Origin of the sequence: Microbulbifer sp. MKSA007, assembly GCA_032615215.1 — a bacterium.
Lineage (GTDB): Bacteria > Pseudomonadota > Gammaproteobacteria > Pseudomonadales > Cellvibrionaceae > Microbulbifer.
Map to the genome: position 1 here is coordinate 3,555,056 of CP128433.1, position 25,016 is coordinate 3,580,071.

At 47.4% G+C, this 25,016-nt stretch carries 18 protein-coding genes and 1 pseudogene; 8 read left to right on the top strand and 11 right to left on the bottom strand.

From position 1 onward, the window contains the following. Positions 1 to 26 precede the first annotated feature (26 nt). The 4 genes from QT397_18615 to QT397_18630 all read right to left on the bottom strand — a co-directional run bounded on the left by QT397_18615 (position 27) and on the right by QT397_18630 (position 7,339). Entirely contained in the window at positions 27 to 3,161 is a 3,135-nt protein-coding gene (locus QT397_18615; protein WNZ54874.1) for a tetratricopeptide repeat protein, read from the bottom strand. Continuing rightward, positions 3,158 to 5,188, bottom strand: coding sequence for a hypothetical protein (locus QT397_18620; GenBank protein WNZ54875.1), 2,031 nt, complete (start codon positions 5,186 to 5,188; stop codon positions 3,158 to 3,160). The genes QT397_18615 and QT397_18620 overlap by 4 nt, the downstream gene beginning before the upstream one ends. A gap of 2 nt (positions 5,189 to 5,190) precedes the next feature. Further along, positions 5,191 to 5,700, bottom strand: coding sequence for a hypothetical protein (locus QT397_18625; protein WNZ54876.1), 510 nt, complete (start codon positions 5,698 to 5,700; stop codon positions 5,191 to 5,193). 244 nt (positions 5,701 to 5,944) lie between these two features. Next, positions 5,945 to 7,339: an MFS transporter gene (locus QT397_18630; protein WNZ54877.1), complete on the bottom strand. Its 1,395-nt coding sequence runs from the start codon at positions 7,337 to 7,339 to the stop codon at positions 5,945 to 5,947. A gap of 279 nt (positions 7,340 to 7,618) precedes the next feature. On the opposite strand from QT397_18630, the gene QT397_18635 reads away from it, so the two are divergent. Further along, positions 7,619 to 8,047, top strand: coding sequence for a DUF4174 domain-containing protein (locus QT397_18635; GenBank protein WNZ54878.1), 429 nt, complete (start codon positions 7,619 to 7,621; stop codon positions 8,045 to 8,047). Positions 8,048 to 8,264: 217 nt separating this feature from the next. Then, positions 8,265 to 8,912, top strand: a complete 648-nt coding sequence (locus tag QT397_18640; protein WNZ54879.1) for an NAD(P)H-binding protein — start codon at positions 8,265 to 8,267, stop codon at positions 8,910 to 8,912. 109 nt (positions 8,913 to 9,021) lie between these two features. Here the strand turns inward: QT397_18640 and QT397_18645 are convergent, their stop codons facing one another. Continuing rightward, positions 9,022 to 9,621 carry a CPBP family intramembrane metalloprotease gene (locus tag QT397_18645; protein WNZ54880.1) on the bottom strand — a complete coding sequence of 200 codons (600 nt, stop codon included), beginning with the start codon at positions 9,619 to 9,621 and terminating at the stop codon, positions 9,022 to 9,024. A gap of 382 nt (positions 9,622 to 10,003) precedes the next feature. Between QT397_18645 and QT397_18650 the strand changes: the two genes are divergently transcribed. Then, positions 10,004 to 10,588, top strand: a complete 585-nt coding sequence (locus tag QT397_18650; GenBank protein WNZ54881.1) for an exopolysaccharide biosynthesis protein — start codon at positions 10,004 to 10,006, stop codon at positions 10,586 to 10,588. A 162-nt stretch (positions 10,589 to 10,750) separates the two neighbouring features. On the opposite strand, the gene QT397_18655 is transcribed toward QT397_18650, so the two are convergent. From QT397_18655 to QT397_18665, 3 genes are all read right to left on the bottom strand, one after another. Then, entirely contained in the window at positions 10,751 to 11,311 is a 561-nt protein-coding gene (locus tag QT397_18655) for a CPBP family intramembrane metalloprotease (GenBank protein WNZ54882.1), read from the bottom strand. Between the two features lie 69 nt (positions 11,312 to 11,380). Further along, the gene (locus QT397_18660; protein WNZ54883.1) at positions 11,381 to 11,908 is read right to left on the bottom strand and encodes a GDYXXLXY domain-containing protein; all 528 of its coding nucleotides are present in this window, start codon (positions 11,906 to 11,908) and stop codon (positions 11,381 to 11,383) included. Then, the gene (locus QT397_18665; protein WNZ54884.1) at positions 11,905 to 13,221 is read right to left on the bottom strand and encodes a DUF2157 domain-containing protein; all 1,317 of its coding nucleotides are present in this window, start codon (positions 13,219 to 13,221) and stop codon (positions 11,905 to 11,907) included. The genes QT397_18660 and QT397_18665 overlap by 4 nt, the downstream gene beginning before the upstream one ends. Before the next feature lie 243 nt (positions 13,222 to 13,464). Here QT397_18665 and ahpC (QT397_18670) point away from each other — a divergent pair, with 243 nt between their 5' ends. After that, positions 13,465 to 14,031, top strand: a complete 567-nt coding sequence (ahpC, locus tag QT397_18670) for an alkyl hydroperoxide reductase subunit C (protein ID WNZ54885.1) — start codon at positions 13,465 to 13,467, stop codon at positions 14,029 to 14,031. Between the two features lie 86 nt (positions 14,032 to 14,117). Here ahpC (QT397_18670) and QT397_18675 read toward each other — a convergent pair whose 3' ends face one another. Together QT397_18675 and QT397_18680 are read right to left on the bottom strand one after the other, a co-directional pair. Then, positions 14,118 to 15,311, bottom strand: coding sequence for an MFS transporter (locus tag QT397_18675; protein WNZ54886.1), 1,194 nt, complete (start codon positions 15,309 to 15,311; stop codon positions 14,118 to 14,120). After that, a complete protein-coding gene (locus tag QT397_18680; protein WNZ54887.1) occupies positions 15,308 to 18,709 on the bottom strand; it encodes an iron-containing alcohol dehydrogenase in 3,402 nt (1,133 codons plus the stop codon). The genes QT397_18675 and QT397_18680 overlap by 4 nt, the downstream gene beginning before the upstream one ends. Positions 18,710 to 19,053: 344 nt before the next feature. On the opposite strand from QT397_18680, the gene ahpC (QT397_18685) reads away from it, so the two are divergent. The 4 genes and pseudogenes from ahpC (QT397_18685) to QT397_18700 all read left to right on the top strand — a co-directional run bounded on the left by ahpC (QT397_18685) (position 19,054) and on the right by QT397_18700 (position 23,809). Continuing rightward, positions 19,054 to 19,620: an alkyl hydroperoxide reductase subunit C gene (gene ahpC, locus QT397_18685; protein WNZ54888.1), complete on the top strand. Its 567-nt coding sequence runs from the start codon at positions 19,054 to 19,056 to the stop codon at positions 19,618 to 19,620. Between the two features lie 76 nt (positions 19,621 to 19,696). Beyond that, positions 19,697 to 21,246, top strand: a pseudogene (gene ahpF / locus QT397_18690) (alkyl hydroperoxide reductase subunit F). Between the two features lie 301 nt (positions 21,247 to 21,547). Continuing rightward, the gene (locus tag QT397_18695) at positions 21,548 to 22,525 is read left to right on the top strand and encodes a right-handed parallel beta-helix repeat-containing protein (GenBank protein WNZ54889.1); all 978 of its coding nucleotides are present in this window, start codon (positions 21,548 to 21,550) and stop codon (positions 22,523 to 22,525) included. A gap of 759 nt (positions 22,526 to 23,284) precedes the next feature. Then, entirely contained in the window at positions 23,285 to 23,809 is a 525-nt protein-coding gene (locus tag QT397_18700) for a right-handed parallel beta-helix repeat-containing protein (protein ID WNZ54890.1), read from the top strand. A gap of 27 nt (positions 23,810 to 23,836) precedes the next feature. Here QT397_18700 and QT397_18705 read toward each other — a convergent pair. Further along, positions 23,837 to 24,999, bottom strand: a protein-coding gene (locus QT397_18705; protein ID WNZ54891.1) for an IS3 family transposase whose coding sequence is annotated in 2 segments (ribosomal slippage) — positions 23,837 to 24,741 and positions 24,741 to 24,999 — 1,164 coding nt in all. Because the reading frame shifts where the segments join, the coding sequence is not laid out codon by codon here. Between the last annotated feature and the right edge of the window lie 17 nt (positions 25,000 to 25,016).

The following is a 25,016-nucleotide window of genomic DNA, read 5'->3' on the forward strand; positions in this document are numbered from 1 at the left end:
CCACTCCAAAAGGCAAATGCCTGTTATTACTGACCCGAAACTGCTGATCCCGCTGAAGGCAATTCCGGCTCTGGCGGCAGGGGTACAATAGTCTGGAGATACTCACCAGCCTCTTCCGCCCGTGCATAGCGAGCGGGCATTAAATTGGCAAGCTTGCCAATACTTTTATCAATCCAGGGGTTATAAATACCGACGCCCAGCAACTCGACATTCTTCTGATGAACAGAAATGGCTTTTTCCTCGAAGGGATAAATCTGCTCCTCCAATGCCAACTCATACTCTTCCAGCTCCAAGGCATTCAGGTTGGTTGGACGCTCCGAGTCCTTCAGGGCCACGCTAAAGTGGAGATAAATTTCAGCCAGGTAAAAGGTTGCCGCAGCGGTCACATCGGCCACCTGATAATCAATCAGGTCAGTAAATACACGGGTGGCTGCTTTCATACGCTTGCGCTTGAGGTTGAGGCTTTTCTCGATAGGCGCAACCAAATCCACCTGGGTGAAAGCCTCAAAGCTGGGTTCAGCCAATAGCAGGGCCGCATTACCTGCGAGATAACGGGTGCGGTCGCTGCGCTGGGAACCACCGCGGGACTCAACTTTCACCAGTTCACGAAGCTCTGCCATATAAAGCTTTTGATTCCCGGACACTTTGTAGATATCGGCAATTTTCTGGCGGGTCTCCAGCGCCGGCTCCATGGGTTCGGGGAAATAATCGACGTAGCGACGCAAAACAGACAGCGCTTTAGCGCTATCTTCTGCCGCTGCATAAAGATCTGCCGCCTGGGTTAAGGCCTCACGGCGTATTTCATCGTCCTCGGATTCCCGCTCAATACGCTCAAATTCCGCAGCTGCTAGCAACAGCTCACCGCTCTCCTGGTAAACCACTGCCAACTTCTTGGTGACATCTTTCGCCAGCTCATGCTCCGGGAAGTGACTGCGGAAGTTATTCAATACCGTTGCCGCTTGTACCCAATCCTTAAGAACGATCAATGATGCGGCAGCATCATACTCCGCCGTAGCCAGAATGGTCGCGCCAGGTGCAGTACCTCGAATACGCAGGAAGTGACTCGCTGCGGTTGCATGATCCTCCTGTTTACGGGCCATATCACCCTGCTGGTAGATGGAAGCCGCCAGGTTATCTACCAGTCCCGCCCTATCCTTTGCATCCTGGGCAGTCAGCGTCAAAGTTTCACCGTAAGCGATTTCTGCATCCGCAAAGGCCGCAGTATCGAAAGAAGCGTGAGCCACCAGCAGCCAGGCAGAACGTCTAATCTCCTGCTCCGCAGCGGGAAACTGCTCCAACAGTGAACGACCATTGGCGATTGTCGGGGCATAGTCTTTTAACCCGTAGAGATCCTCCACCGCTCCTAACATGATCTGTGGTGCTTTGGCATGCTCGGGGAATGTGGCCGCAAAAGTCAGCGATGAACGAATAATTTCCCGCAATAGTGGTGCACGCTGCTCATCCGTTGCATCTTTTAAGTTATTAGCCAGATGTTCGCGATAAGCGTAAACCGCTGCGTAGCCTGCTTCGCTGGAATCCTTATGCGCAGGATATTCATAGGCCGTGCGCTCATACTCCAGAGCTGCACCATGGAAATCCCGGTTTTCCAACATCAATCCGGCAAGCTGATAATTGATTTCCGGTGCGCGCTCAGTTTCCCGGAAGGAATCGAGATAGCTGCGATACCAGTGAATCGCCTCGCGATAATTCTCGGCCTTCTTGTCTTTTAACTTCTTATTCTGGTAAGCCGCATGGTAGTGCCCGGCGAGGTCGATCAGGTTGGTCTGCAGGAAGGCAACCACCTCACCGTATTCGTTAATATCGAAGACAGTCCAGTAATCGGCATTAAGTGCATAAGTAGTGGCGAAATCCTTCTTCGCTTCCAGCACCAGCTTGGGAAAGCCGCCTTTACTGTAGATTTCAATAACACGAATTGAGAAATCCGCAGATACTCTGTGCAACTGGTTTCGATCAACAAACGCAATATAGGATTTTGCCGCATCCTGGTAGCGACGCTTTTCCAAATAGTATTCACCCAGCTGGCTGTATACCCGGAATTCGTAATCTCTATTGCCCTTGCGGGTGAAGTAATCGACAACCGAATCAGGGCCTTCCAGGTAAGAAAAGCTCAAGCTGACCACACGGAAAGTATCGTCAATATGCTTGCGCTCACCCTTATTGTTTTGCTGGTCGAAGTCATAGCCCTGGGAGACTTTGTAATCCAGCATGGCGATATAGTCATCCAGGGCCATTTCATACATATCCTGCTTAAACAGCGCCCAACCGCGTTTATACAGGGCAAGCTCGTAGAAACTGGATATCACACCAATATCGATAACTTTTCCGTAGGACTCTTCCGCATCGAGAAACTTCTTGCGGGTAAAATAATATTCGCCCAGCCGGAACCAGGATTCATCGATATGTCGCGAGTCCGGATAGTTGGCCACCAGCTGACGCAGCACATCCACCGCTGCATCAATCTCTCCCGCTTCTTCATAAGCTCGGGATAACTGATACATCACCTGGTCGTTGCGGTGATACAGGGGGTACTTTTGCAGCAATTTAATATAAAGATCGATGGCCTCGCGGGCATTGGCTGACATCATCTCTTCAGAATCAACGCCCGGCGCTTCAAGCGGGGTTTCATCTGCAGCTATTTCTATGCTGCCACTAGCCCGGGTTTCAAACTCCTCATCAGACTCGACAACCCCAGGGGCCTGCGCCTCAGCCACTACCGGCTCTACCTTCGCCACCGGCGCTGTCTTCTCTGGAGCATCCAGGGTATTTTCAGCCATAGCTTCTGACGCATCGACAGAGATCACCGCCCCGCTTCCAGCAGCTACTCCAGCAAGGTTATCGAATTCTGCATCTTCAGCGCGGTGTGCCTGCTTGATTTTTAGGTCGGCAATCCTGCGCATCGCCTCGGGGGTCAGCTTGGATTCAGGGGTTTCCTGCAAGTACTTCTGGTAGCTGGCCAGTGCCTTCTCCAGGCTGCCATCAATATGTTCTTCCTTAATTTCTACTTCGACATTTTGAAGACTGCCGATTGTCTTGCCGCTGTTTCCCGCACAACCCCCTAGCACTATAAGTGCAGAGAGAAGACCAGCGGCACGATTGAGAGATTTACCAGCTTGAGATTTAGATTTGAGCAACTTACTCACGAATCACCTCCCTCTGCTGACTCTTCTTCCTCCACCTGCTCCATCTCCGGTGGATTCTCCTCAGGAATTTGCTCTTCCAACAGCGCCTTGTGCTGCTCTACCTTAAATTCATCTTCACGCTGCTCCTGCAGCTCATTAGCGCGGTCGTAGCTGTCTGCCAGGGCAAAGCGGGCTTTAATTTGATAACTCTCCAACTGTGCGCGACGGCGTTCTAACTCGGCAATTGCCAATGCCTCAAGCATGGTGCCCTGGCGCGCCATCAGGGTTTTCAGTCGCCGTTGGGTTTGCTGGATACGCGCGCGCAAACGAGTAATATCGCGGTCGTAACCGGTATAGCTGTGAGTTGCCGCCTGGCGACTGCGCACAAAGGAATCGTAAACAGACTGGAGACTTTCGATCTCCTGGTTTAATTCCGCCAGGTGTTTGTAGGCCTCGGTCAAACGCTGGTCGTACTCAAAGGAAAGACGCAGGTCCAATACACCTTTAAGCCGCTGAACCCGCTCCAAAGTAGTTTCAGTAAAGCCCTGGGGATGCTCAGCAATTTTTCCGCTAAGTTCCAGGAGCTTCAATCGCGCCTCCTGCTCTTCGGCCGTTGCCAGGTATTCTGGGTGGCGGGAGATCAGCATCTGCTCTATACGACTGGCAAACTGATCGCGCTGCTCCATCCGCAGCTTGATACGGGCGTCGAGCTCCCGGAATTGCCTGTCCAGCTCCGGCAACAAGGGCTCGTAATAGTTGCGGCGAATACGAATAATATCTTCGTAGGCTGTGAGGCTTTTTAGCCACTCTTCATTGCGCTCATATAAATCGTTGAGGTCGCGATAGTTGCACAGAAATTCCTGATAGTCATTGGACGCCATCAGGTCGAGTAAGTAATGGGTCTCGGGGGCTTCCGGTAAATTGCGCAAGGCCACTACCCAGTTCTGTACCTGGGTAGCCTCTTTACGACGCAACGCCTCAAGGAACTTACCTTTGCGAATACTATGAATAGACTGAGTGAGGGTATCAATCTCGCGCCCGAACGCGTCTAATGCGCGGCCATAGTTAATTGCTGCCGTACTGTGGACATCCAATTTGCCATAGGCATAGGGCACCGCCAACATGACCTCTTGCACTGGCTCACTGGTGCCTTTGCGGTCTTGCAACAGTTTCCAGGGCACCAGTGCCCGGTCATAGCGACCCGCGCGGGCCTCTACCCAGCCAGCGCCCAGCAGCGCCCTATTTGAAAAAGGGCCATCGAGGTTTACACGATCAAAATAGGGGCGCGCCATATCCAGCTTGCCCAGCTCCATTAAATGGGAGCCCAATAAGAGGTTGGTTTTATCGTAAAGGGCCTGCAGGGCCGCCTCTGAACTGCGCTTTCTTCCCAGTGCAGTCAACTCCAGAACACCGCGCGCCTCTTCTCCCGCCTTCAGTTGGGCAATACCCAAATTGAAGGAAACAAAGCCCTCTAGCGACTCTTCACCCTTTAGGTCTTGCAGCAGTTCTACGGCCTCCTCGAATCGACCGAGCTGCATATAGACTCGAGCACGCAAAAACTGCTCATCTGCACGGACCCTCTCGGGAACCCGCCCATCAATCATTTCCAGGGCATGTAAGGCGTTGCGCGGCTGTTGTTTGTGATAGTGAATTTTTGCCAGTCGATACGCGGCTTCATTGCGCACCGGCTGGGAAACATTTCCCTGCAGTACAGCCTCAATAGCCCGCCCAGCCTCCCTGTGCATTCGATAGGACAATTCCAAGTCACCCACCGAAAACTCAGCTTGCCCCAAGTGCGCACTGAAAGGATCGAGTTCAGGCTGATCTAAGCGGTGATACTGAGCAAGTTCTGTGTCCAGTGCCACAATCGCATCAAAATAACTTTCCTGATGGGCATGAAACATTGCCGCACCAAAAAACAGGTCTTTAAGTTCTTCCTGCGGTTCAGTCGCCGCTGCAGCGGGGAGAGCAGCCAAAGAACAAAGGGATAGAGCACCAAGCATCACCCTGGTTTGACAGGACAACACATTTACCAGGGACCTGAGCATGATTACCAGTCCTTGAAGTTTATCGTGGACTCGGTTCCCAGAACCTTAATCTCGACAAATTTAGGACCCACTGCCTTCTCTACAGTGTAGGAAGCTGTGGCCCGATACTCTTTTCCTGATGGGGTTTTACCGAGAAAACTAACCTCTAATGGGTGCCCACCCACTTGCACATTGCCAGTGTATATTTTTTGTACCCCACCTTTTTGCAGGGACTCAATTTCCCGGTAGGTATAGAGGTGATGGGCAACTAATTTGCCATTCAGTGTGACCTCAACCGACTCCAGCTCGAAGGGCTTTTCATCAGCCACCGAGACAAAAAGAGCTACCTGCGTATTAGAGGGGAATAAGAGCTTTTCCTCCAGCTGTGACAACTCAGCAGTGAGATCAATAACATCTTTCTTAACATCCTGAATCTGCTCATCCAGGCCACGGATATCATCTCTATCAATAGTCTGAGCATGCCCAGTACTGGCCAACAGAAAGAAAAGTACAATCTGAAGAATTCTGAACATGTGGCCTACCTCCGACCCAACCCTAAACTATCAATTCCTGTCAGATAATCTGGAACAGGACCGCAATAAACCCAGGCACAACAGAGCCTTGAGCTGCGGCATTGTATTGAATAGAGGGTTAATCAGATGTGAGGAAATTCAAATCTCACAAAAACTCAAAGAATGGATAAATTTTGAAAAAAGCACTTCCAGCAAATAAAAGAGATCTACAGCACAAAAGAAATGAGACGCACTTCACTTGCGATCAAGAAAGCTCTCCGCTTTGGCTCTCTGGCCTACCGATCACAAAGAACATGCAAACAATCAAACCAACCAAGGCTAGGTAAGCATTTACTGTAAAAGCTCTATCTATACCCGAAGGTATATCTGGAGCGAAGGCAATGATTGTAGCATTCATACCCAAACCAACCGCACCGCCACCAATTTTAAACATATAGAGGATAGCGCCTGCCAAGCTGGCACGGTGAGGTTCCACCACCGTAATACCCGCAGTCGTACTGGATGGATTGAACAGCCCAATACCCACTCCCAACACGACCAAGCCCGGACACATATCCAGAAAACCCGTGTCCGAAGTCAGGTTCGAAAGCATGAACATTCCAACACTCATCCCCAAAATACCTAATGAGACGAGTAATTTTGGTCCAGCTAGCTCATAGAGGCGGCCGGAGATAATAGCAACCAGCCCCGATATAACCATTAAAGGGACCAAAGATAAACCGGCCTGAAATGCTGAGTAACCACGAAAATTCGCCAAAAATTGGGGGACATAGAGAATTGCCGATAGGAATACTACGGAGATTAGAAGTGTCGTAACACCTACCGCTAGGAACTTCCGGTTCTTTGCAATATCAGGGGGAATCAGGGCATCTTTACCAACTCGATACTCCACGATTGTAAACAGGCAGAGCAACACCAGGAACACAACGATCAGGCTGATAACCACAGGATGCTTGAAACCAATTTCCGCGGAGACATCCAGTGCAAAAAGCAAACAAAATAGCGAGGTGCACAGTAGTAGCACACCGAAGAAGTCTATTTTTTCCTCAGTGTCACGAGGTTTATCGGGGGGTACTGCCCACCAGCAAGCCAGCATTGTTGCCAGAGTGAGGAGAATATTAACGAAGAAAATCCATCGCCAACTGAAAAAATCTGCGAGCACCCCACCCAAAACTGGTCCAGCTGCATTCGCTAACCCACAGGTGGCCATCAGGATACCACCCGCCAACCCTGACCTTTCATAGGTCAACAGGTTAAAAGTCATTGCCAAAGTGGACGGCCACATCAATGCCGCACCCACTCCCATCAATGCGCGGGATATCAATAACATCCACATATCCATTGCCAAGCCACCCAGCACGGCAAAGAAAACGAATATTCCCGCTCCAATCATAAATACTCTGCGGCGGCCATAGATATCCGCCAAGCGGCCACCGGTTATGATGAAAACACCAAAAACCAAGGCGTAGCCGTTAATGATCCACTGGGAGCTAGTTATGTCTGCATTGAATTCTCTTTCGATGGCAGGTAGTGCGGGGGCAAAAGCAGTATAGTCATTACTAATAAGGAAGGCCGCGAGAACTAATGCAGCCAACCCCAAGTACTGATCTCGTGTAATTTTGCCGCTCTGTTTAGCCATACTGCGTAATTCACTCGACACCCGAGCCGATCAGGTAATCCTTCAGAACCTAATTAGCTTGCGATATATTTTTGTTACTCCCGCCTAGAGCCTAGACCACTCGCTCATTTACACGCCTTTTGACTAGTCAGTTTTCACTGTCGATACCGATCATCATCTGCCTTGTAACTGGCAGCTCATATCTTATGCTTAAAGGACATCCAAGCGCCGTAAAATTGAATTAGTGATTGGATAGCCTAATGAGTTCCCTAAGATCACGCTAATAGATGAGATTAGTAAATGCATAAGTTCATTGTGCTTGTCTTGGTTCTGTTGACTTCTTCTACATTCGCCCAGGGATCTACGGTGAACGACCTAAAAGATTTCCAGTGGAAAAACCGCATTCTATTACTGAATATCCCGGAAGATCCCAATAGCACAATCAATGAATTACTCAAGTTAGCGCCGCAGTTTGCAGAGAGAAACTTGATATGGTTCCTATTCTCTAACAGCACCCTTGAGACTAACTTCCCCGGTAAAGTCACAGACAATTTTGCTAAAAATGTACGGGAAAAATATCTGCAAGGACCAGCAATGCAAGTACTTCTTATAGGGAAGGATGGGGAAGTAAAGTATAAAGCCAATAAATTCTCAGCCGTCGAAGTTTTCCAACGTATCGACAGCATGCCCATGCGACGCAATGAGATGCAGCAAGGATCTGCACAGTGAACAATTATTAAACATCCACAATCTGATAGAGAATTTTTGTATCTTCCAGAATTACTGAGGAATCCCAGAGTTAGATTTCCCTCAGTTAATTACGCTTCGGCCTTCTTTGCTCACCAGACAACCTTTCCAGCTGGCAACTTTTAACAAACATAGACATCTTTGCGCTAAAGTACGCTATTAGCCTTGCGAACTTATAATCAATGGAAATCGACCTCCAATGAGCATAAGAGCCATTATCCTCGGAGCTACGGGCCTTATCGGTGGCCATCTCACAGAGCAACTGGCTGGTGAAGAAGTCTTTGATGAAGTACTTACACTCACTCGACGCCCCAAAGCCACTGCAAGTCAAAAAATACATAATCATATTGTCGACTTTGATCGGTTGGAGGAAGCTGCACCTCTTTTTCAGGGAAATACTCTATTTTCCTGCCTCGGCACCACTCGCAAACAAGCCGGCAGCCTAGCCGCACAGCACAAGGTTGACGTTGAATATCAATACAAAGCGGCCCAATTGGCAGCGGAGGCAGGAGTCAGCCATTACTTACTGGTTTCATCCAGCGGAGCCAATGCCAATAGCGCCAGTGCTTACTTACGTATGAAGGGTGAGCTGGAAGAGAAAATCAAGAAACTTCCATTTAAGCGCATCAGTATACTGCAACCCTCCCTACTCCTCGGAGATCGTGCAAATGCCCGCCCCGGTGAGAAAATCGGAGGCACCCTCCTACCAGTAATTTGTATGCTGCCGGGGCTGAGACGTTATAGACCCATTGAGGGGCGTGAAGTAGCCAAAAAAATGGTTTATTTAAGTCGACAAGAACGAACAGGGATTGAGACCCTGCGTTTGGATGAGCTATTCAATGCTTAAGGAGCCTCCGAATAATTCTACAATGTCTTTGCGGGTCTGGGAGGCTCCTTAAACCCCAAAGGTTAAATTCGGGAGCTTAAAACAAGTAAATCGCCCCCGAAAATTGCGGTTATTCTTTTATCTTAATCCCTAACCAGTGCGGGTATTGAGTCAAAACAATAAGGACAATTGCATCGTAGACTGCGTGCCAAATTATTACTCCCAATAAACTTCCGGACACTTGGTAAACCACTCCTAAAACCACACCAATTCCCAAAGTCAGAAAGAAATTGGTCCACGATGAGAAATGAAGTAGCGCAAATGCAATTGCGGAAATTAATAACCCCAACAATGGCGAGCTAAGTTCTGACAACCAGGACTGCAAAAACCCCCGAAACAAAAGCTCTTCGCAAATTCCGACTACAACAGAAATCAACAGCAGCTGAAAGAAAGACAATCGTGAAAATAGCGGAATCAGGGCGATCGATTGACGCCGCATTGACTTGCCAAGGGTCGTTTCTGAGCGAGTTAACGACAACATCACACCGTAGGTAGCCATTGCACCAATGATGCCAATTGTTACTTGCAACCCTACACTATCACCAATGATCACTACCTTGAGTGAAGCCAGATAAAAGCCCAGAAGGGCCAGCAACAAGCAAACAACCTGAGTGCCAATTAATAAAAGAAAAACTGGTGGATTCCCTTTTGTTTGGTCAACAGCATCCATTTGTGACCGTCCTTTTTATTAGTAGTTTATCGAGGTAGTCGAGTGGCTCAGTACCTAAATAGACTGCCTTAGGATTCCGTACCAACTAGAAACCACACCGAAATTCAATCAGCCGAAATAAGCACACCCGCCATCAGCAATAATCTAACAGAAAATGATGACAGGCATAATCCTCCGCCAACAGCCTATCTCTATCCGTTTAGTTTGACGTCAGACAGCTTATCCCCTTTGAAAAACTGCCTGACTTTAGCCGAAAAGCCAGTCACAGTGCTATGCTCGACAATATCTCTGGAACCGGATAGCTCGTAGAGACTACCCGGTTTCCAGCCCTCTTATCAGTAGATTGTCTTGCAAAGAAACTACACAGCAACTAATTCCAACCATGACACAAGAAATCATAGGACTGGGCCAGCTGCTGAAGGATATTGAGGAGAAAAGTCAGGGGCAGGAGAAAATCTCCATCCAGCATGTTATTGAGGCTGTGGGGCTTCGATCCTTTGCCCCATTCCTTATCCTTATCGGGTTGATCCTGTTTTCCCCTCTGAGCGGTATTCCCGGAATGTCTACCGCGATGGGCGTATTGCTACTACTGTTTGCCCTACAACTGCTGATGAAGCGCAACTATATCTGGCTTCCACAGTGGTTAATCAACCGCTCCATATCCAGCGAGAAGCTGATGGATGCCCTGCACTGGATGGAAAAGCCCGCCCGGTTTGCCGACCGCTGGATTCAGCCACGGATGGATTTTATCGTGCGCCGATATGGCACCTACGCTATTGCTGGAACCTGCATTTTTATTGCATTGACCCTGCCAATAATGGAAGTAATCCCCTTCTCTGCCTCAACTGCTGGTCTTGCTCTCACCATTTTTGGGCTATCGCTGGCAGCTCGAGATGGACTCTTAGCGCTTATTGCTTTTATCCTAACGGCCTCCCTGGTACTAGTGGTGATCGTTGCCGTGATCTAGGGAGCCTCTGAATAACTCCGTGATACCTCTGGCTTGCAGAGCGGTTCACAATCAAGGCGCGGCTTCGCAGGAATGTCTAGACCTTTCAAGAAGTCGCAACGCCTAGGGGCCCGCGAGTAACTCCGTAACATCTCTGTGGGTCTCCAGACCAAAGCTGGCTACTTACCCTCGCTTTAAGACTTGATTTTTTAATCCGAGCAAATGGGGAAAGTGCACTATGGCGAAAATTGCCAAAAGGTCGTATACCGCATGCCAAACAATCGCCCCCACCAAGCTCCCGGACATTTGGTAGAAAATGCCTAAAATAAGCCCAATCATAAAGGTGAGGAAGAAGTACACCCAGGAAACACAGTGCAGTAATGCGAATATCAGTGATGCACCCAATAAACCGAGGAATGGCGTACTGAGCTGGGAGAGCCAAGACTGTAGAAAACCACGAAACAACAGCTCCTCACAAACACCCGCAGCTAAAGCAACCCATACCATTTGTGATGGGGACAACTTGGAAAATAGCGGGGTCAATTGAGTACAGTGGAGCCGCAGCATTTTCCCAAATAGCGTCTCAGAACGAGCTAATGTCAGTACTACCGCAAATGTGACAATAGCGCCTAATAATCCCAACAGCAGTTGCAACCAAACCGTATCACCAATAAATGAAACTTCCATTGGCACAAGGTAGAGCCCCAGAGCCGCAAGCAATAGACAGCCCAGTTGAATATCCATTAAAAAAAGAAAACCGGCAGGCTGCGCCGTGCCGGACCAATCGCTTCCATTCCTGATTTTTCCCTTTGCCTATTGATTTCCTGAGCCTCTGACAACCTTCAAGCTCGCTCGCCCATCCGCAGAAATCATCAATTCGGCCACGCCACCGTCCCGCAGTTGTTTTTCCAGATCCAGGGCTTTTTCCTTTGGAGCAAAGTAGGCTTCAATACCGTAGCGAATCCGGTAGCTATCTGATGAATTCCAAAAATTCTGGCCTGCTACCCGCCCTCGAATAAAGACTCCGCCCTGTGGTTGTTCAAGGCTGACAGAGGCTCGTTCATACAATCCGGATGCCCCTTTTTCTAAGCCCACATAAACCACCTCTCCCTGACGCAGTCGTCCCTGCCCTTTAAACAAGGCTTTATCTAAGGTGGAAAAGGCGTAATTTAATTGGGCATAGTTACCCCGAAACAATGAGCGCGGGTCTACAGGAACAGTTTTCACTGAGACAGGCTGGCCCGTCCACAGCGGCATTTGAGCCTTAATATACATTCCTAACAATATAAAAAACTGCACGCCAATGGCGGCAACCAGGCCAATCACAACTCTACGTTTCATCGCAAACTTCCCCCCGCCTGGTGATATTTCCAATACTTGGCTGCTGCCAGCAATAAAACTGCGAAGAGAATAAACAGGAGAGATGCTCCTATATAGTCGCCAATCAAGTCAATATAACGCAGCAGAGCCGTCAACAGGACCGCCATAACTCCGAGGAAGAAGTAGTGCGAGATACCATCGTGAATACCCCTGAAGATCAACCAGATTCCACAGGCAATCAGGGCGAAGTTTGTAAAAATTTGTAACCAAACTGCGTAGTCACTGGAGCTGGCATTCGTTACGAACGCAAGTACTGCCGCAAAAACACCGCACAACCCCAGTCCGAATAGCAACCTCTGAGACAGCAGCGCCAACACTATCGACACGGCAGACATAACTCCTACTACCGCCCACATAGAAGGTAGGTGACTCCAGGGGGCTTCTATCATCTCCTCCCAGGGATATTCAAAGCTAAAAATCAGTAAGCCAATTAAAGTAAACCGAAGGCACCAAATAGAGATTACTGCTGCGTAGTCCTTGGCTACCGCCGACGGGCGAGTTGCCAACCAATGGGCAAAGCAATACATCAGGATAAAGAGCGAGACTGCAACAGCAAGGTTCTCTGGATAAATATCCGCACTAAATTTCCCATCCTGCAAACGCCAAAATTCTGATAGGGAAAATTCCAGCCAAAAACCTAAGCCAAAGATAAAGGTCAGCAAGAGAATCACGCTCGCACGACCACTTAACAGGATATAGAGGGCCCCCAGCAAGAAAATTGGGAACAGGGCGGGGTAAAAGCCTAAACTCGACTCCAGGAAGAACCAAAGCAAAGCCAAAAGCAAAGACTGCTCTGCAATCCATGGGCTGCGGGTAATTAAAGCAAATGGCAAACTACCCAGTGCCCACCAGAAAATACCATCTGGCATATGCTCGCCCAAGTGGTATACCTGTGCGATTAAAATAATCGCCGCACCAAAAAACAGGTTACCCAACAAGAACAAGCCCTCTCCGGCCTTCCGGTCTCCAGACAGGTAAACCTTAAACGCCACTCCCTGGGTCACCAAGGTCAAAGCGATCAGCCCCCCCATTCGCAGCGCTCTGGGGATTTCCTCCCAATTGGCTCCAATCAGTGTAATCACCGCCAGCCCGATAAAGAGATAGGCCAACCCAATCAAAATACGATATCCAAGTGTTCTTTCTTGCGCCCGGTGGTAATCCACTTCATAGCGGGCACAGATCTGCTCAGCCTGAGCTTCACTGATCACACCGTCTTCAACCCAATCTCCGGCTTCGCGGGCCAGGTCATGCTTAAGCAACCGAATCAATCGCATAGATGCGCCTTGTGAAAAATTACCCATACCCGATGGATGGGTATTAATACTTTGGTCCCGAGTATCCCCGATGTAACCAGCGACCTCAAATTGGTACGGATTGCAGACTAAATTATCGCCAGGCTGCCTAGATAGCAGGAAACTATCTAAGATATTTAAATTGTTAATTTCTATTATTGGTTGCCAGTCAATAGCATAAACAGCATCAAAGTTAAGAGCCAGGCACCCAATAAGGAGCTAACCATGTCCCGCTATATCGAATCCGAACTCAAGCCGTTTAACGCCAAAGCCTACCAAAATGGCGAATTTCACGATGTAAGTGACTCTGACGTCAAAGGTAAATGGGCCGTATTCTTCTTTTACCCCGCCGACTTCACCTTTGTATGCCCCACTGAATTAGGCGATCTGGCAGACAACTATGAGGAGTTTAAGAAGCTGGGTGTAGAGATCTACTCAGTCTCCACAGACACTCACTTCACCCACAAGGCCTGGCACGATTCCTCTGACACCATCGGTAAGATCCAGTACCCGATGATCGGTGATCCTACCGGTACCATTACCCGCAACTTCGGTGTAATGATTGAGGAAGAAGGCATTGCCGACCGCGGTACTTTCGTTATCGACCCGGAAGGCCGTGTTCAAATTGTGGAAATTACTGCTGGCGGTATCGGCCGCGATGCCAGTGAGCTGCTGCGCAAGATCAAAGCTGCCCAGTACATCGCTGCTCACCCCGGTGAAGTTTGCCCAGCAAAATGGAAGGAAGGTGAGGAAACCCTGGCCCCCTCTCTCGATCTGGTAGGCAAAATTTAAGTCTTCCCAAGCCCTCACAGGATTGGAACTGGCCTTGCCCGCCCTTTTGGCGGGCATTGTCGTTAATCAAATATTGCAAATCGGTGTTAATGGCTTCTTTGCTTCGCAATAAGTGATAAAAGCAAGCAACATACAACTCCTCCTAAGAGGAACACAGGAACTACAAAGATTGCTGTTTGTATTCCGTAACTTTCATCTAACCACCCCACCAAAGCATGCGCCAGAATCAAGAAAATTCCCCCCATGCCTAAGGAGAATGAAACTGTAAAAGGGGGATTCTTACTACAATGTGTCAACCATTCCATGGCATAAGGAAACAAGTAGGATAGTGTCAATCCACATACTGGAAACCATAGTGGACTCACCCAGTAGCCCAGAGAAAATACGGCTGCTGTCGATAAAAAGGAGACTATCAACCAGAAAAAAGCACTTCCCTTCAGCAGGATAAAAGTGAAGGCCACTCTCCCCAAACAAAGTAATCCGAAAAAGATTGAAAGCAAAATATCCGCCTCAACGGCCCAATGCCCTCCCCTAGCTTCAAGAAACAGCACCATCCTACTCGCCAATATATGTTCAGCGCCGTTGTAGGCAGAAACAATAAACCCGCCACCAATTGCGATCCACCACTCTTTCGGTTCTTTATCTCGTTGGCTCGCCTCTTTATAGGCGCCAGGGTTAAAAGAACTCCCATTTTTCCTCAGTTTTCCTTTTCTTCTTATTAATCCAGACAAGATGAAAAATAATATGCTTGCTGCTATCCCCCCAAACAAGTAGAAACCGCCCTCCCATCCAAAGTGAAATTTATATAACAACCCGGGTAACAAAGGAGACAATACGGAGGCAACCCCATAGGTACTATGTAATCCACAATAACCTTGACGAGTTAAGTTTTCAGGCACAAAAAGGGGGATTGCCACATTAATCAAAACCATGCTCCCTCCGGCACCCAAACCAAAGAGAAAGCTGCCCAGAATAAGCAGGGTAAACGAGTACAGATATCCAGAAACACCTGAAAGTACCGACCCTACCCCCATAAAAACTACGAATAATGCTAACCCAGAGATCACTCTGATTTTTTTCACCCAGATAGCCCCTGATAAAGTCATCAGTAAGGCTGAAAAAGTGGACAGGAAGAAAAAGGTGGAGCCCTTTGTTGGGGAAACGGAAAAAAAATCTAAAATTTTGGGGTAAATTGGAGCTTTATAGACCTCCACAAAGCCCAGTAAAAATAGAGCCCCATAGCATGAAAGCAATCCAAACCAATAGATGTTGCGTTTCACGCAGCCCTTCTTTTGATATATTGATCACATTCTTCAATCATTCGGATTGCTTGTATAGAATCGGCAAGAGGAAGATCCGGTGATTCTATGAAGTTTTTTTCAATACATAATTGAACGGCCTGTGCCTCATAATAAAGCCCTTCAGAATTTGGATAATTAAACCTGCCTCTTATTCTCGGTAACGGGAATTCGTACAACTTAGTCTCATTATCTGTCCTTCGATCACCAGTGATCCGCGTCACTGACACCCTAGTTGGACAATGTGCCGGGGCAAACACTTTTATTCGCCCTTCTGTACCATAGATTTCCAACTCTTCCGCACCCTCAACCAGATGACTCCAGGAAACTACAGCTGTTGATCCACTATCGAAGTGCGCATAAATGAGCCCGGCACCATCCTTCTGGAAACCGTAGTTATCCAGCACCCCAGAGAACTCCAGGTCTGATATCCCCCTACCCAATACCATCAGCGCCGTGTGGACAGGATACACTCCGGCATCCATACCAGCTCCCACCTTCCATTTTGGAGACTGCAACCCTTCATCCTTGCGCAGGTCAAAGCTCAAATCTGCACGAAGCTGGCTTACCTTACCTATATTTCCAAGACTAATAATATCTCTACAGTATTTAATAGCAGGGAAGAACCTCATCCACATCCCTTCCATGCAAAACAGCTGTTTTTTATTGGCAAGCTCTTTAATCCTTACAGCATCCTCAACTGTTAACGCCAGAGGTTTTTCAATAAGAACAGGCTTACCTGCCATTAATGCTAATTCAGCATGTTGTCGGTGTAACTCGGGGATAGTTGCAATATAGACAATGTCAATATCAGGATCAGAAACAAGTTCCAGGTAACTGCCATAAGCCCTACTTGCTCCATGACTATTCGCAAACTCTCTCGCTCTATTAAAATCCCTGGAAGCTACAGCAAACACTTCTGAGGAATCCAGGTAATCGAGGACTAATGCAAAATCATTTGCTATTCTTCCACAGCCTATAAATCCCCAGCGCAGCCTTCTCAAAGGTAGTTTTTTAGCGCTTTGATGACTGGTCAAGTCTAATTGCTTAGGTAAATACTCCTCCTCTGCTATTTCATCAGGATCCAATATGAGCTCTGGATGACGAGTGAGCCTTTCTTGTAGGTCATACCAAGCGCTTTCCAGATGGTTCGCCTCTATCTTATTGACCCAAATACAGTTTCCTAAAGGGGCTGGGAGAGGCGCTCGCAAAGTACCGGAGCGATGAATCGAGATCTGTTTTATTGCCGTCTTGTATACATCCAGGCTCAGCCCTTTGACACTAGCTGCAAGTCCCAGCTGCACGTAAATTCCAAACAGTAACTCAATGTCTGCCTTGGATATCAATCCCATTTTTTCAGCTACCAGCGAAGTAAACAGGCAATCAATGCCCACAGCTTCACCATGCATCAACCTAAAAGCCTCATCACGCTCCAACCAGCGGGATAACGTATGCCCAAAGTCCATTGGTCTAGATAAGTTCTCTTCTTTTAAGTCTCCCGCAATACTATCCAGCATGGCATCAATACAATTTATCAGCAGTTTATAGGATGCATCTCCCGGCAGGCCATCAGGTTCTAAAAAACTATTTTCCAACAGAGTGGCACCCTGAGCTGACAAGGTATCGAGCACATCCTTGTTGAATACCACTCCAACCTTAATCATTTCACCAATTGCACTTTTTAATACCCGCTGTGGATTAGTTTTCAAGAAGGAGGGATCAATAATGGTATGCAAGGGACAATGAAAAGCACCAATCCCATTCTTAATATTGTGGTTCACACTGACTTTAATGCCGATAGAGGAGTCAATCATTCCCATTAGAGTCGTTGGAATACGTATCCAGGGTGTATTCCGTCGCCACACCGCACTGACAAACCCAATCGTATCGGTTACCGCCCCTCCGCCCATAGCTAAGATTGGCTCCCTGTAACGAAGAGGATTTGCCTTCCATATCTCATCAATCATACTGATAAGACTATTAATATTTTTTGACTGTTCGCCACCCTTCATAACTATCGGGATGAACTCAACCCCCATGGACTCTTGCCACTCGGTAATACCCTTCCCATAGAGTTCCCATACCTTGTCATCAACACAACAAATAATTCTGTTCTGCGGCGGTCTTAGGAGTTCTATAAGGAATTTATTACCAGGATTAAAGAGTCCATGGTGGTACCAGATTCTTTGGTTTGTTGGAGCCTGACAAATAGTATCTGAAATTTGTACGATAGAATGATGGCTTTCATCTTCTCTTAATTGAGCCTTAATACTGGGCTCTATCGCTGCGGCTAATTCGAGAACACCACATGCATGAAGCAGTCGCGGCAGGCTCAAGTATTTCTCATCATCGCTATCTAGAATGGATTCAATAAACAGCCGCTTCAGATTGTAATAATCTCGCTCAAACAAGTAGCAATACCACATCCCTCCCTTTTCTTTTCTAGTAAGCTCAAGTGCCCGATCAAGCACATCTTCCATGGCCTGCCGAATAAAAACAGGGTCACCTCGAAGGCCTTTTCGTATCACTATGCAATTTTCTACGCCTTCACAACGGGTAGCCAGAAAAGAGAAACTCACTCCCAGATTAGTTTTTAGCGTAAAAGACAGCTTTTTGAAGTCCTCGATATCACCGAAGCGCTTCTGCACGGTTTCATCTCGATTCACTACTACATCAGTAATGTTGTGAGGAGCAAGGTTCCACTTTGCTATACAGAGTTCAAGTTCATGGCAACACTGGTTGAGCAGCATACCCTCGGAATTTTGCCTAAAAATGCTTTCCAGGTTGGCTTCCGGATGCGGGTTGTGATGAATGAATCCGACACTCCTGGACTTCAACTTCCATTGCTCGTTAAGCCTCTCGGCTCTATCCACGTAATTTGCGATATGCTTTTGATAGCCAACAACAACATTTACATTATTCCTGTCGGCAATCCTTTCCATTTCACGCAGTTTTTCCAGCGAGTCTGCACCTGGTTTTTCAAGGTATATATTCCTATATCCTTTATTAACTACCGATTTAAAAATCCCCTTCGCGAGTGGAGTCCTCACCGAGATAACAACCAAATTTTTAAAGGAGGGATGCGCATCAGGTATTTGCGCCACCGAGGAATAAGTTTTGAAATCGCCATACTGAGCTTTAAGTCTTGCCATCTCGTTTCGGAAAACCATCCCTTTTTCAGATGACTCGACATCACTGGAAAGCCAATACTCTTCAACAATCGCATCCACCACTACATTTCGCATATTCATTAGCTGAGACAAATGCAGCCATCCGATTGACTCCCCAGGCAGACCGACACCTACCACCGTGACATGCACCACATTCTGATTCATAGCGGCAACATTTAACCTCACATCCGCTGGCACTACCCAGATCATCAGAACCGGGCTTGCACTTCTAACTTATTGCTAATGTGCGCTGATTTACGACTCAACTCTTTTTTGATGCCTGAGGGTATGGACCGCGATCAACACATCTATATGTCGTCTTTGCGGCTCAATAGACATCAGGATGCACCGATAAGGTTTCACCTAACGGCTGTCGCTTTGCCAAAGCCATTAAATAGCGGCTAAACACCCAATCAATCAAATAGCCAACAACGATTGCCAAAAGCTATCACACGCATTTACATTAATAATTTTTATCAAAGAGCATCGACCGATAGTATTGATCCCACTTCCAAACAACGACCGACAAGACAGTGATAAATAAGGAGCTATCCATGTCACGTTACATCGAATCCCAGCTGAAACCCTTTAACGCCAAGGCTTATCAAAACGGCGACTTCTTCGATATCAGCGACGCCGACGTTAAAGGCAAGTGGGCCGTATTCTTCTTCTACCCCGCAGACTTCACCTTCGTCTGCCCCACTGAGCTGGGCGATCTGGCGGACAACTATGAAGAGTTCAAGAAGTTGGGCGTTGAGATCTACTCCGTATCTACCGATACCCACTTCACCCACAAAGCCTGGCACGACTCTTCCGACACCATCGGCAAAATCCAATACCCGATGATCGGCGACCCCACCGGCACCATCACCCGCAACTTCGGTGTGATGATCGAGGAAGAAGGCATAGCCGATCGCGGCACCTTTGTAATCGACCCGGAAGGCCGTATCCAAATTGTCGAGATCACTGCCGGCGGAATCGGCCGCGATGCCAGCGAGCTGTTGCGCAAGATCAAAGCTGCCCAGTACATCGCCGCTCATCCCGGTGAAGTCTGCCCGGCCAAGTGGAAAGAAGGCGAAGAGACCTTAGCCCCCTCCCTAGATCTGGTAGGAAAGATTTAACCCAAATACCTCTGACCCGGCCCATCAAAAGGTGGGCCACAACCAAGCCTTAAATTGTTAGAGAAAGGACACACCGATGTTGGACGCAAACCTGAAAAAACAACTGGACACTTACCTGCAGAATATCGTCAAACCGATCGAGATTCGTGTGTCCACAGATAACAGTGAAAAATCCAAAGAGCTGGAGGCGCTGGTAGATGAAATCTCCGGACTCTCCAACAAAATTACTGCACAGCAGAGTCAAGCCAAGCGCACGCCGAGTATGGCCATCGCCCCTGCCGGAGAGGAACCCCGGGTTAGCTTTGCCGGTATTCCCCTGGGACATGAATTTACCTCACTCGTACTGGCACTATTGCAAGCGGGGGCCATCCCTCAAAAGCAGACCCGGAGCTACTGGAGCAGGTACGAAACCTGAAGGGTGAATTCCACTTTGAAACCTATATCTCCCTCTCTTGCCAAAACTGCCCGGATGTTGTCCAAGCGCTGAACCTGATGGCAACCCTCAACCCAAACATCACCCACGAAATGATCGACGGTGGCCTGTTCCAGGAGGAAGTTGAAAAGCGCAATGTTATGGCTGTACCTGCGGTTTACCTCAATGGTGAACACTTCGGCCAAGGCAGGATGTCCCTCGAAGAGATTGTTGGAAAACTGGATACTGGCGCAGCCGAGCGTAAAGCTGAAGAACTGAATGAAAAAGCACCCTACGATCTTTTAGTGGTAGGGGGTGGCCCAGCGGGCGCAGCGGCTGCTATTTATGCCGCTCGCAAAGGCATTCGCACTGGCATAGTGGCAGAACGCTTCGGCGGCCAGGTAATGGATACCGTAGGCATCGAGAACTTTATCTCTGTACCTTATACCGAGGGCCCCAAGCTCGCAGCCAGCCTTGAGCAACACGTAAAAGAGTATGGTGTTGATATCATTACCGATCAACGCGCAGCCAACTTGCGACGCAACGAAATGGTAGATATCAAACTACAAAGCGGTGCTACCCTATCCAGCCGCTCTGTAGTATTGGCTACCGGTGCCCGCTGGAGAGAACTGGGGGTACCTGGCGAAGCGGAGTACCGCACCAAGGGCGTAGCCTACTGCCCCCATTGCGACGGCCCCTTCTTTAAAGGTAAGCGCGTAGCTGTTATCGGTGGCGGCAACTCGGGCATCGAAGCAGCGATCGACCTCGCCGGAATCGTCGAGCACGTCACCGTACTGGAGTTCGCCGATAAACTGCGTGCAGACGAGGTGCTGGTACGCAAGGCTCAGTTAATGGATAACATTGATATTATCGTCAATGCGCAAACCACCGAAGTACTCGGCGACGGCAACAAAGTTAACGGCCTGGCCTATACCGATCGAGAGAGCGGTGAAAACAAGCAACTCGACCTGGCAGGCGTCTTCGTACAGATTGGCCTGGTACCCAATACGGAGTTCCTTAACGAAACCGATATAGAGATGAATCGCATGGGCGAAATCGTGATCGACGAGCGCGGCGCAACTTCAGTCCCCGGCGTCTACGCCGCCGGCGATGCGACCACTGTCCCCTACAAACAGATAGTGATCTCTATGGGTGCAGGTGCAACTGCTTCGCTGGGCGCATTTGACTACTTGATTAGGTCTTCGGTTGAATAACACCAAAGCGTTAAAAAGGGCCAGTCATTGACTGGCCCTTTTTTATATTCACTTTAAGCATGGACAATATAGGAGAACAGATTTCAAGCTAAGACCTGAGCCCACATAAAATATCATGCGCCATTTATAAACCTATATTTATAATGGACACTAAATCCGCACCTTTAATTTATATATATTATTAACAAACCAAAAACAAACTGATTAAACCCTATAAAATACCACTTGGCATCACCTATCAATTACTAATCGAAAGAAAACTTTAGAGTAAATAATAGACTCATTATCTTGGGAGCCCCCCATGAAGAAGCCAAGCCTAACGCTATTTTTAACCCTGCTACCAACCTTTGGATTACCTTTAGCCTCAAACAGTTTTGCTGTGAGCTGTGGTGACACGATTACTACCCAGGAATCCCTCACAGAAGACCTCTCCTGCGAAACCAATCCAGCCCTCACAATTGACGGCCCCGGTGGCGGGCTGAACTTAAATGGGTTTACTGTTACCTGTATAGAACCATTACATGAGGGCATCTATCTAACAGGGCTAGCTGCAAGCCTGTTTAACGGCGTAATAGACAATTGCAATGACTCAATAGCACTTACGGAAGATGGTGTTCATTTTGTCAGTGATATTGAGATTAACAATCTTGTAGGTGTGGGCGTACGTATTGAAAGTAACAGTAATTTTGTTACCGGCATCGTGATACCTTTTAATGGTACGCAATATGCAATAGGCATAGAAACAGCTAATCCCGCAAGCCTCAATCAGATCACTGGAAATTTTCTAGAGTTCCCGGGATTTTCAGGAATATATATCGAGGGGCGAAGCAATACAGTCACCGGAAATGAAATTCTTAACCCTGGTGATTTTGGCATAGCTCTTGATTCCGATGGAGGGAGCAACTTAATCCTACTTAACACTATAATCAGTGACAGTAAAGCGAGAATATTCAACACTCTCAATGGCGATGGAGATGTGGGAATATCTGTAAGTTCAGATTCAAATCTCATTTCTCAAAATAGTATATCGAACAGTACCACTGGAATCAGAATCAATAACAGTGACAGCAATACAGTAAGCAGCAATGAAGCTGACAATAACATTGACTATGGCATAGTGATCGAGGGAACTAGCGCAGAATTCAATAACATTTTATCTAATACAGCCAATGACAATGGTATATTCGACCTTTACTCCCCTGATGATCCGAACTGCACATCTTCGAACAACTGGATTGGCAATAGTTCTACCATTAATGACCCTAACTGCTTGGATTGAGGCTTTGCCAAACTAAATCCATAAAATTATCTAGTTAAGCAATAGCCGAGCGGTATATTGCTTACTTATAAAGTATAAAAAAAGTAAAGAATCTCTTAGCAATCATTCGTAGCTAATACTCCCCGATAACGGATTGAGAGTGAAATCAATACTCACATCTTCATAGCCCCCAAATTACAACCATGCCAGCACTAATGGGATAAAGCTAAAACTGACTTCTACCAGAAAAACTGCACATCTTCGAACAACTGGATTGGCAATAGTTCTACCATTAATGACCCTAACTGCTTGGATTGAGGCTTTGCCAAACTAAATCCATAAAATTATCTAGTTAAGCAATAGCCGAGCGGTATATTGCTTACTTATAAAGTATAAAAAAAGTAAAGAATCTCTTAGCAATCATTCGTAGCTAATACTCCCCGATAACGGATTGAGAGTGAAATCAATACTCACATCTTCATAGCCCCCAAATTACAACCATGCCAGCACTAATGGGATAAAGCTAAAACTGACTTCTACCAGAAAAAAAGTATTACGCAAAAGTTCCAGACACCCATAAACCTTACTGAAAGTAAGATTCAATATTTACAATGGGTTTTAAAATCAAAGCCATAATTTAAATTAAATATTATCGAAAACAAATAAAAAAGCTAATAATAGTAAAAGTAACGCTAGCCCAGCTTACGCACTCATCCAATCTAACCATAGAAAATGAATCACCCTCAATAACATAACAACCGCGAACAAGGAATGGAAAGTATGAAAAAACTAAAATTAGCCCTTGCCTATTTTCTTTTGCCCGCTGCTGGAATAGCAATTTCCTTCGAAAGCTATGCTGTTAGCTGTGGAGATACCATTACCTCCCAAGAAACACTGACTCAGGACTTAGTCTGTGCCACTAATCCCGCACTAACAATTACCGGTCCCTTGGGCGGACTTGATATGGATGGATTTACTGTTACGTGCTCTGCCTCAACAGACGACGGCATACTCCTAAATGGCCTATCTGCTAGTTTAACCTCTGGAGTTATCGATAACTGTAACAACTCTATTATGTTACAAGACGATGGGTCCCACTATGTTACAAGTGTTGATATAGATGATCCTGATGGAGTAGGAGTACTTATTTCAAGCGATAGTAACTTTGTCACCGGCATCCAGATACAATCTGATGGCGTAACCTCCAGAAATGGTATAGAAACTGAAGATCCCGCTAATTATAACCAAATCATCGGAAATACTATCGATAGCACCGGTGGAGATGGAATATATCTAGAGGGATGATCCTACCCATCAACAACGAACACACCACTAAGCGACTAGTTGTTCCTCAAACGCCTCAGGGCTGAGATAGCCATTGGCGCTGTGTAAGCGATTTCGATTGTAGTCTATCTCTATATACTCAAATACGGTTTCTCGCATGAGGCACCTTGTAGGAAAGCGGTTACCATGGATTGCTTCTACCTTAAGTGAGTGGAAGAACGTTTCTGCACAAGCATTATCATAGCAATTACCTTTGGCGCTCATGCTGCACCGCAGATCATACGCTGTAATTAAAGATTGATAATCTTTAGAACAATACTGGCTTCCCCTGTCAGTATGCACGATAACATTCGTAGGTTTCTTACGTCGCCATAAAGCCATTTGAAGGGCGTCACAGACCAATGTAGCCGTCATCGTTTCTGACATCGCCCAACCAATAATCAGCCGACTATATAGGTCTATCACTACAGCCAGATATAACCAACCTTCTTCCGTTCGTAGGTAGGTAATATCCCCAGCCCATTTCTGATTCGGCGCTTCAGCATTAAAGTTCTGCTCAAGCAAATTTGGAGCTACTGGCAGACCATGTTTTGAGTAGGTTGTGGCTTTATACCTCCTGCCTGCTTTAGCCCGTAGGCCCTGTCGACGCATGCTGGCAGCAATTGTTTTCTGATTATATTTACTCCCCTCACTGGCCAACTCCTTCGTCAGACGAGGGGCGCCGCTACGTTCTTTGCTGGCTATAAAGCGCTGCTGTACCAAGCTATCGAGCTGCATTCGGTACTGCTGGTGCTTGGATTGGTCAGCCGATCTTGAAACCCAGTTATAAAAGCCACTGCGAGATACGCCCAATACCTTGGCCATCGCTTTGATGCTGAATTCATGCCTGTGCTTTTGCATGAAGGCGTACCTCATTTCAGGCTCTTTGCAAAGTACGCTGCGGCCTTTTTTAAGATCGCCAGCTCCTCTGCCTGCTCAGCCAGCTGCCGCTTAAGTCGAGCATTTTCTGTGGCCAGCTCTCTCTCCGCATCCCCTCGGCTCTGATGTAACTTAGACTTACTTCGCCATCCGTAAATCTGGGAAGGATGCAATCCAAGCTGTTTAGCGGCAACGCTTACCCCGACCTTGAGCGCCAGTGCTAGGGCATCCTTCCTATACTCCTCTGAGTATTGTTTACGAGTGGTTTTGGTTGGTTTATTTGATCTTGTCATAGAGCACCTCTGCTGCG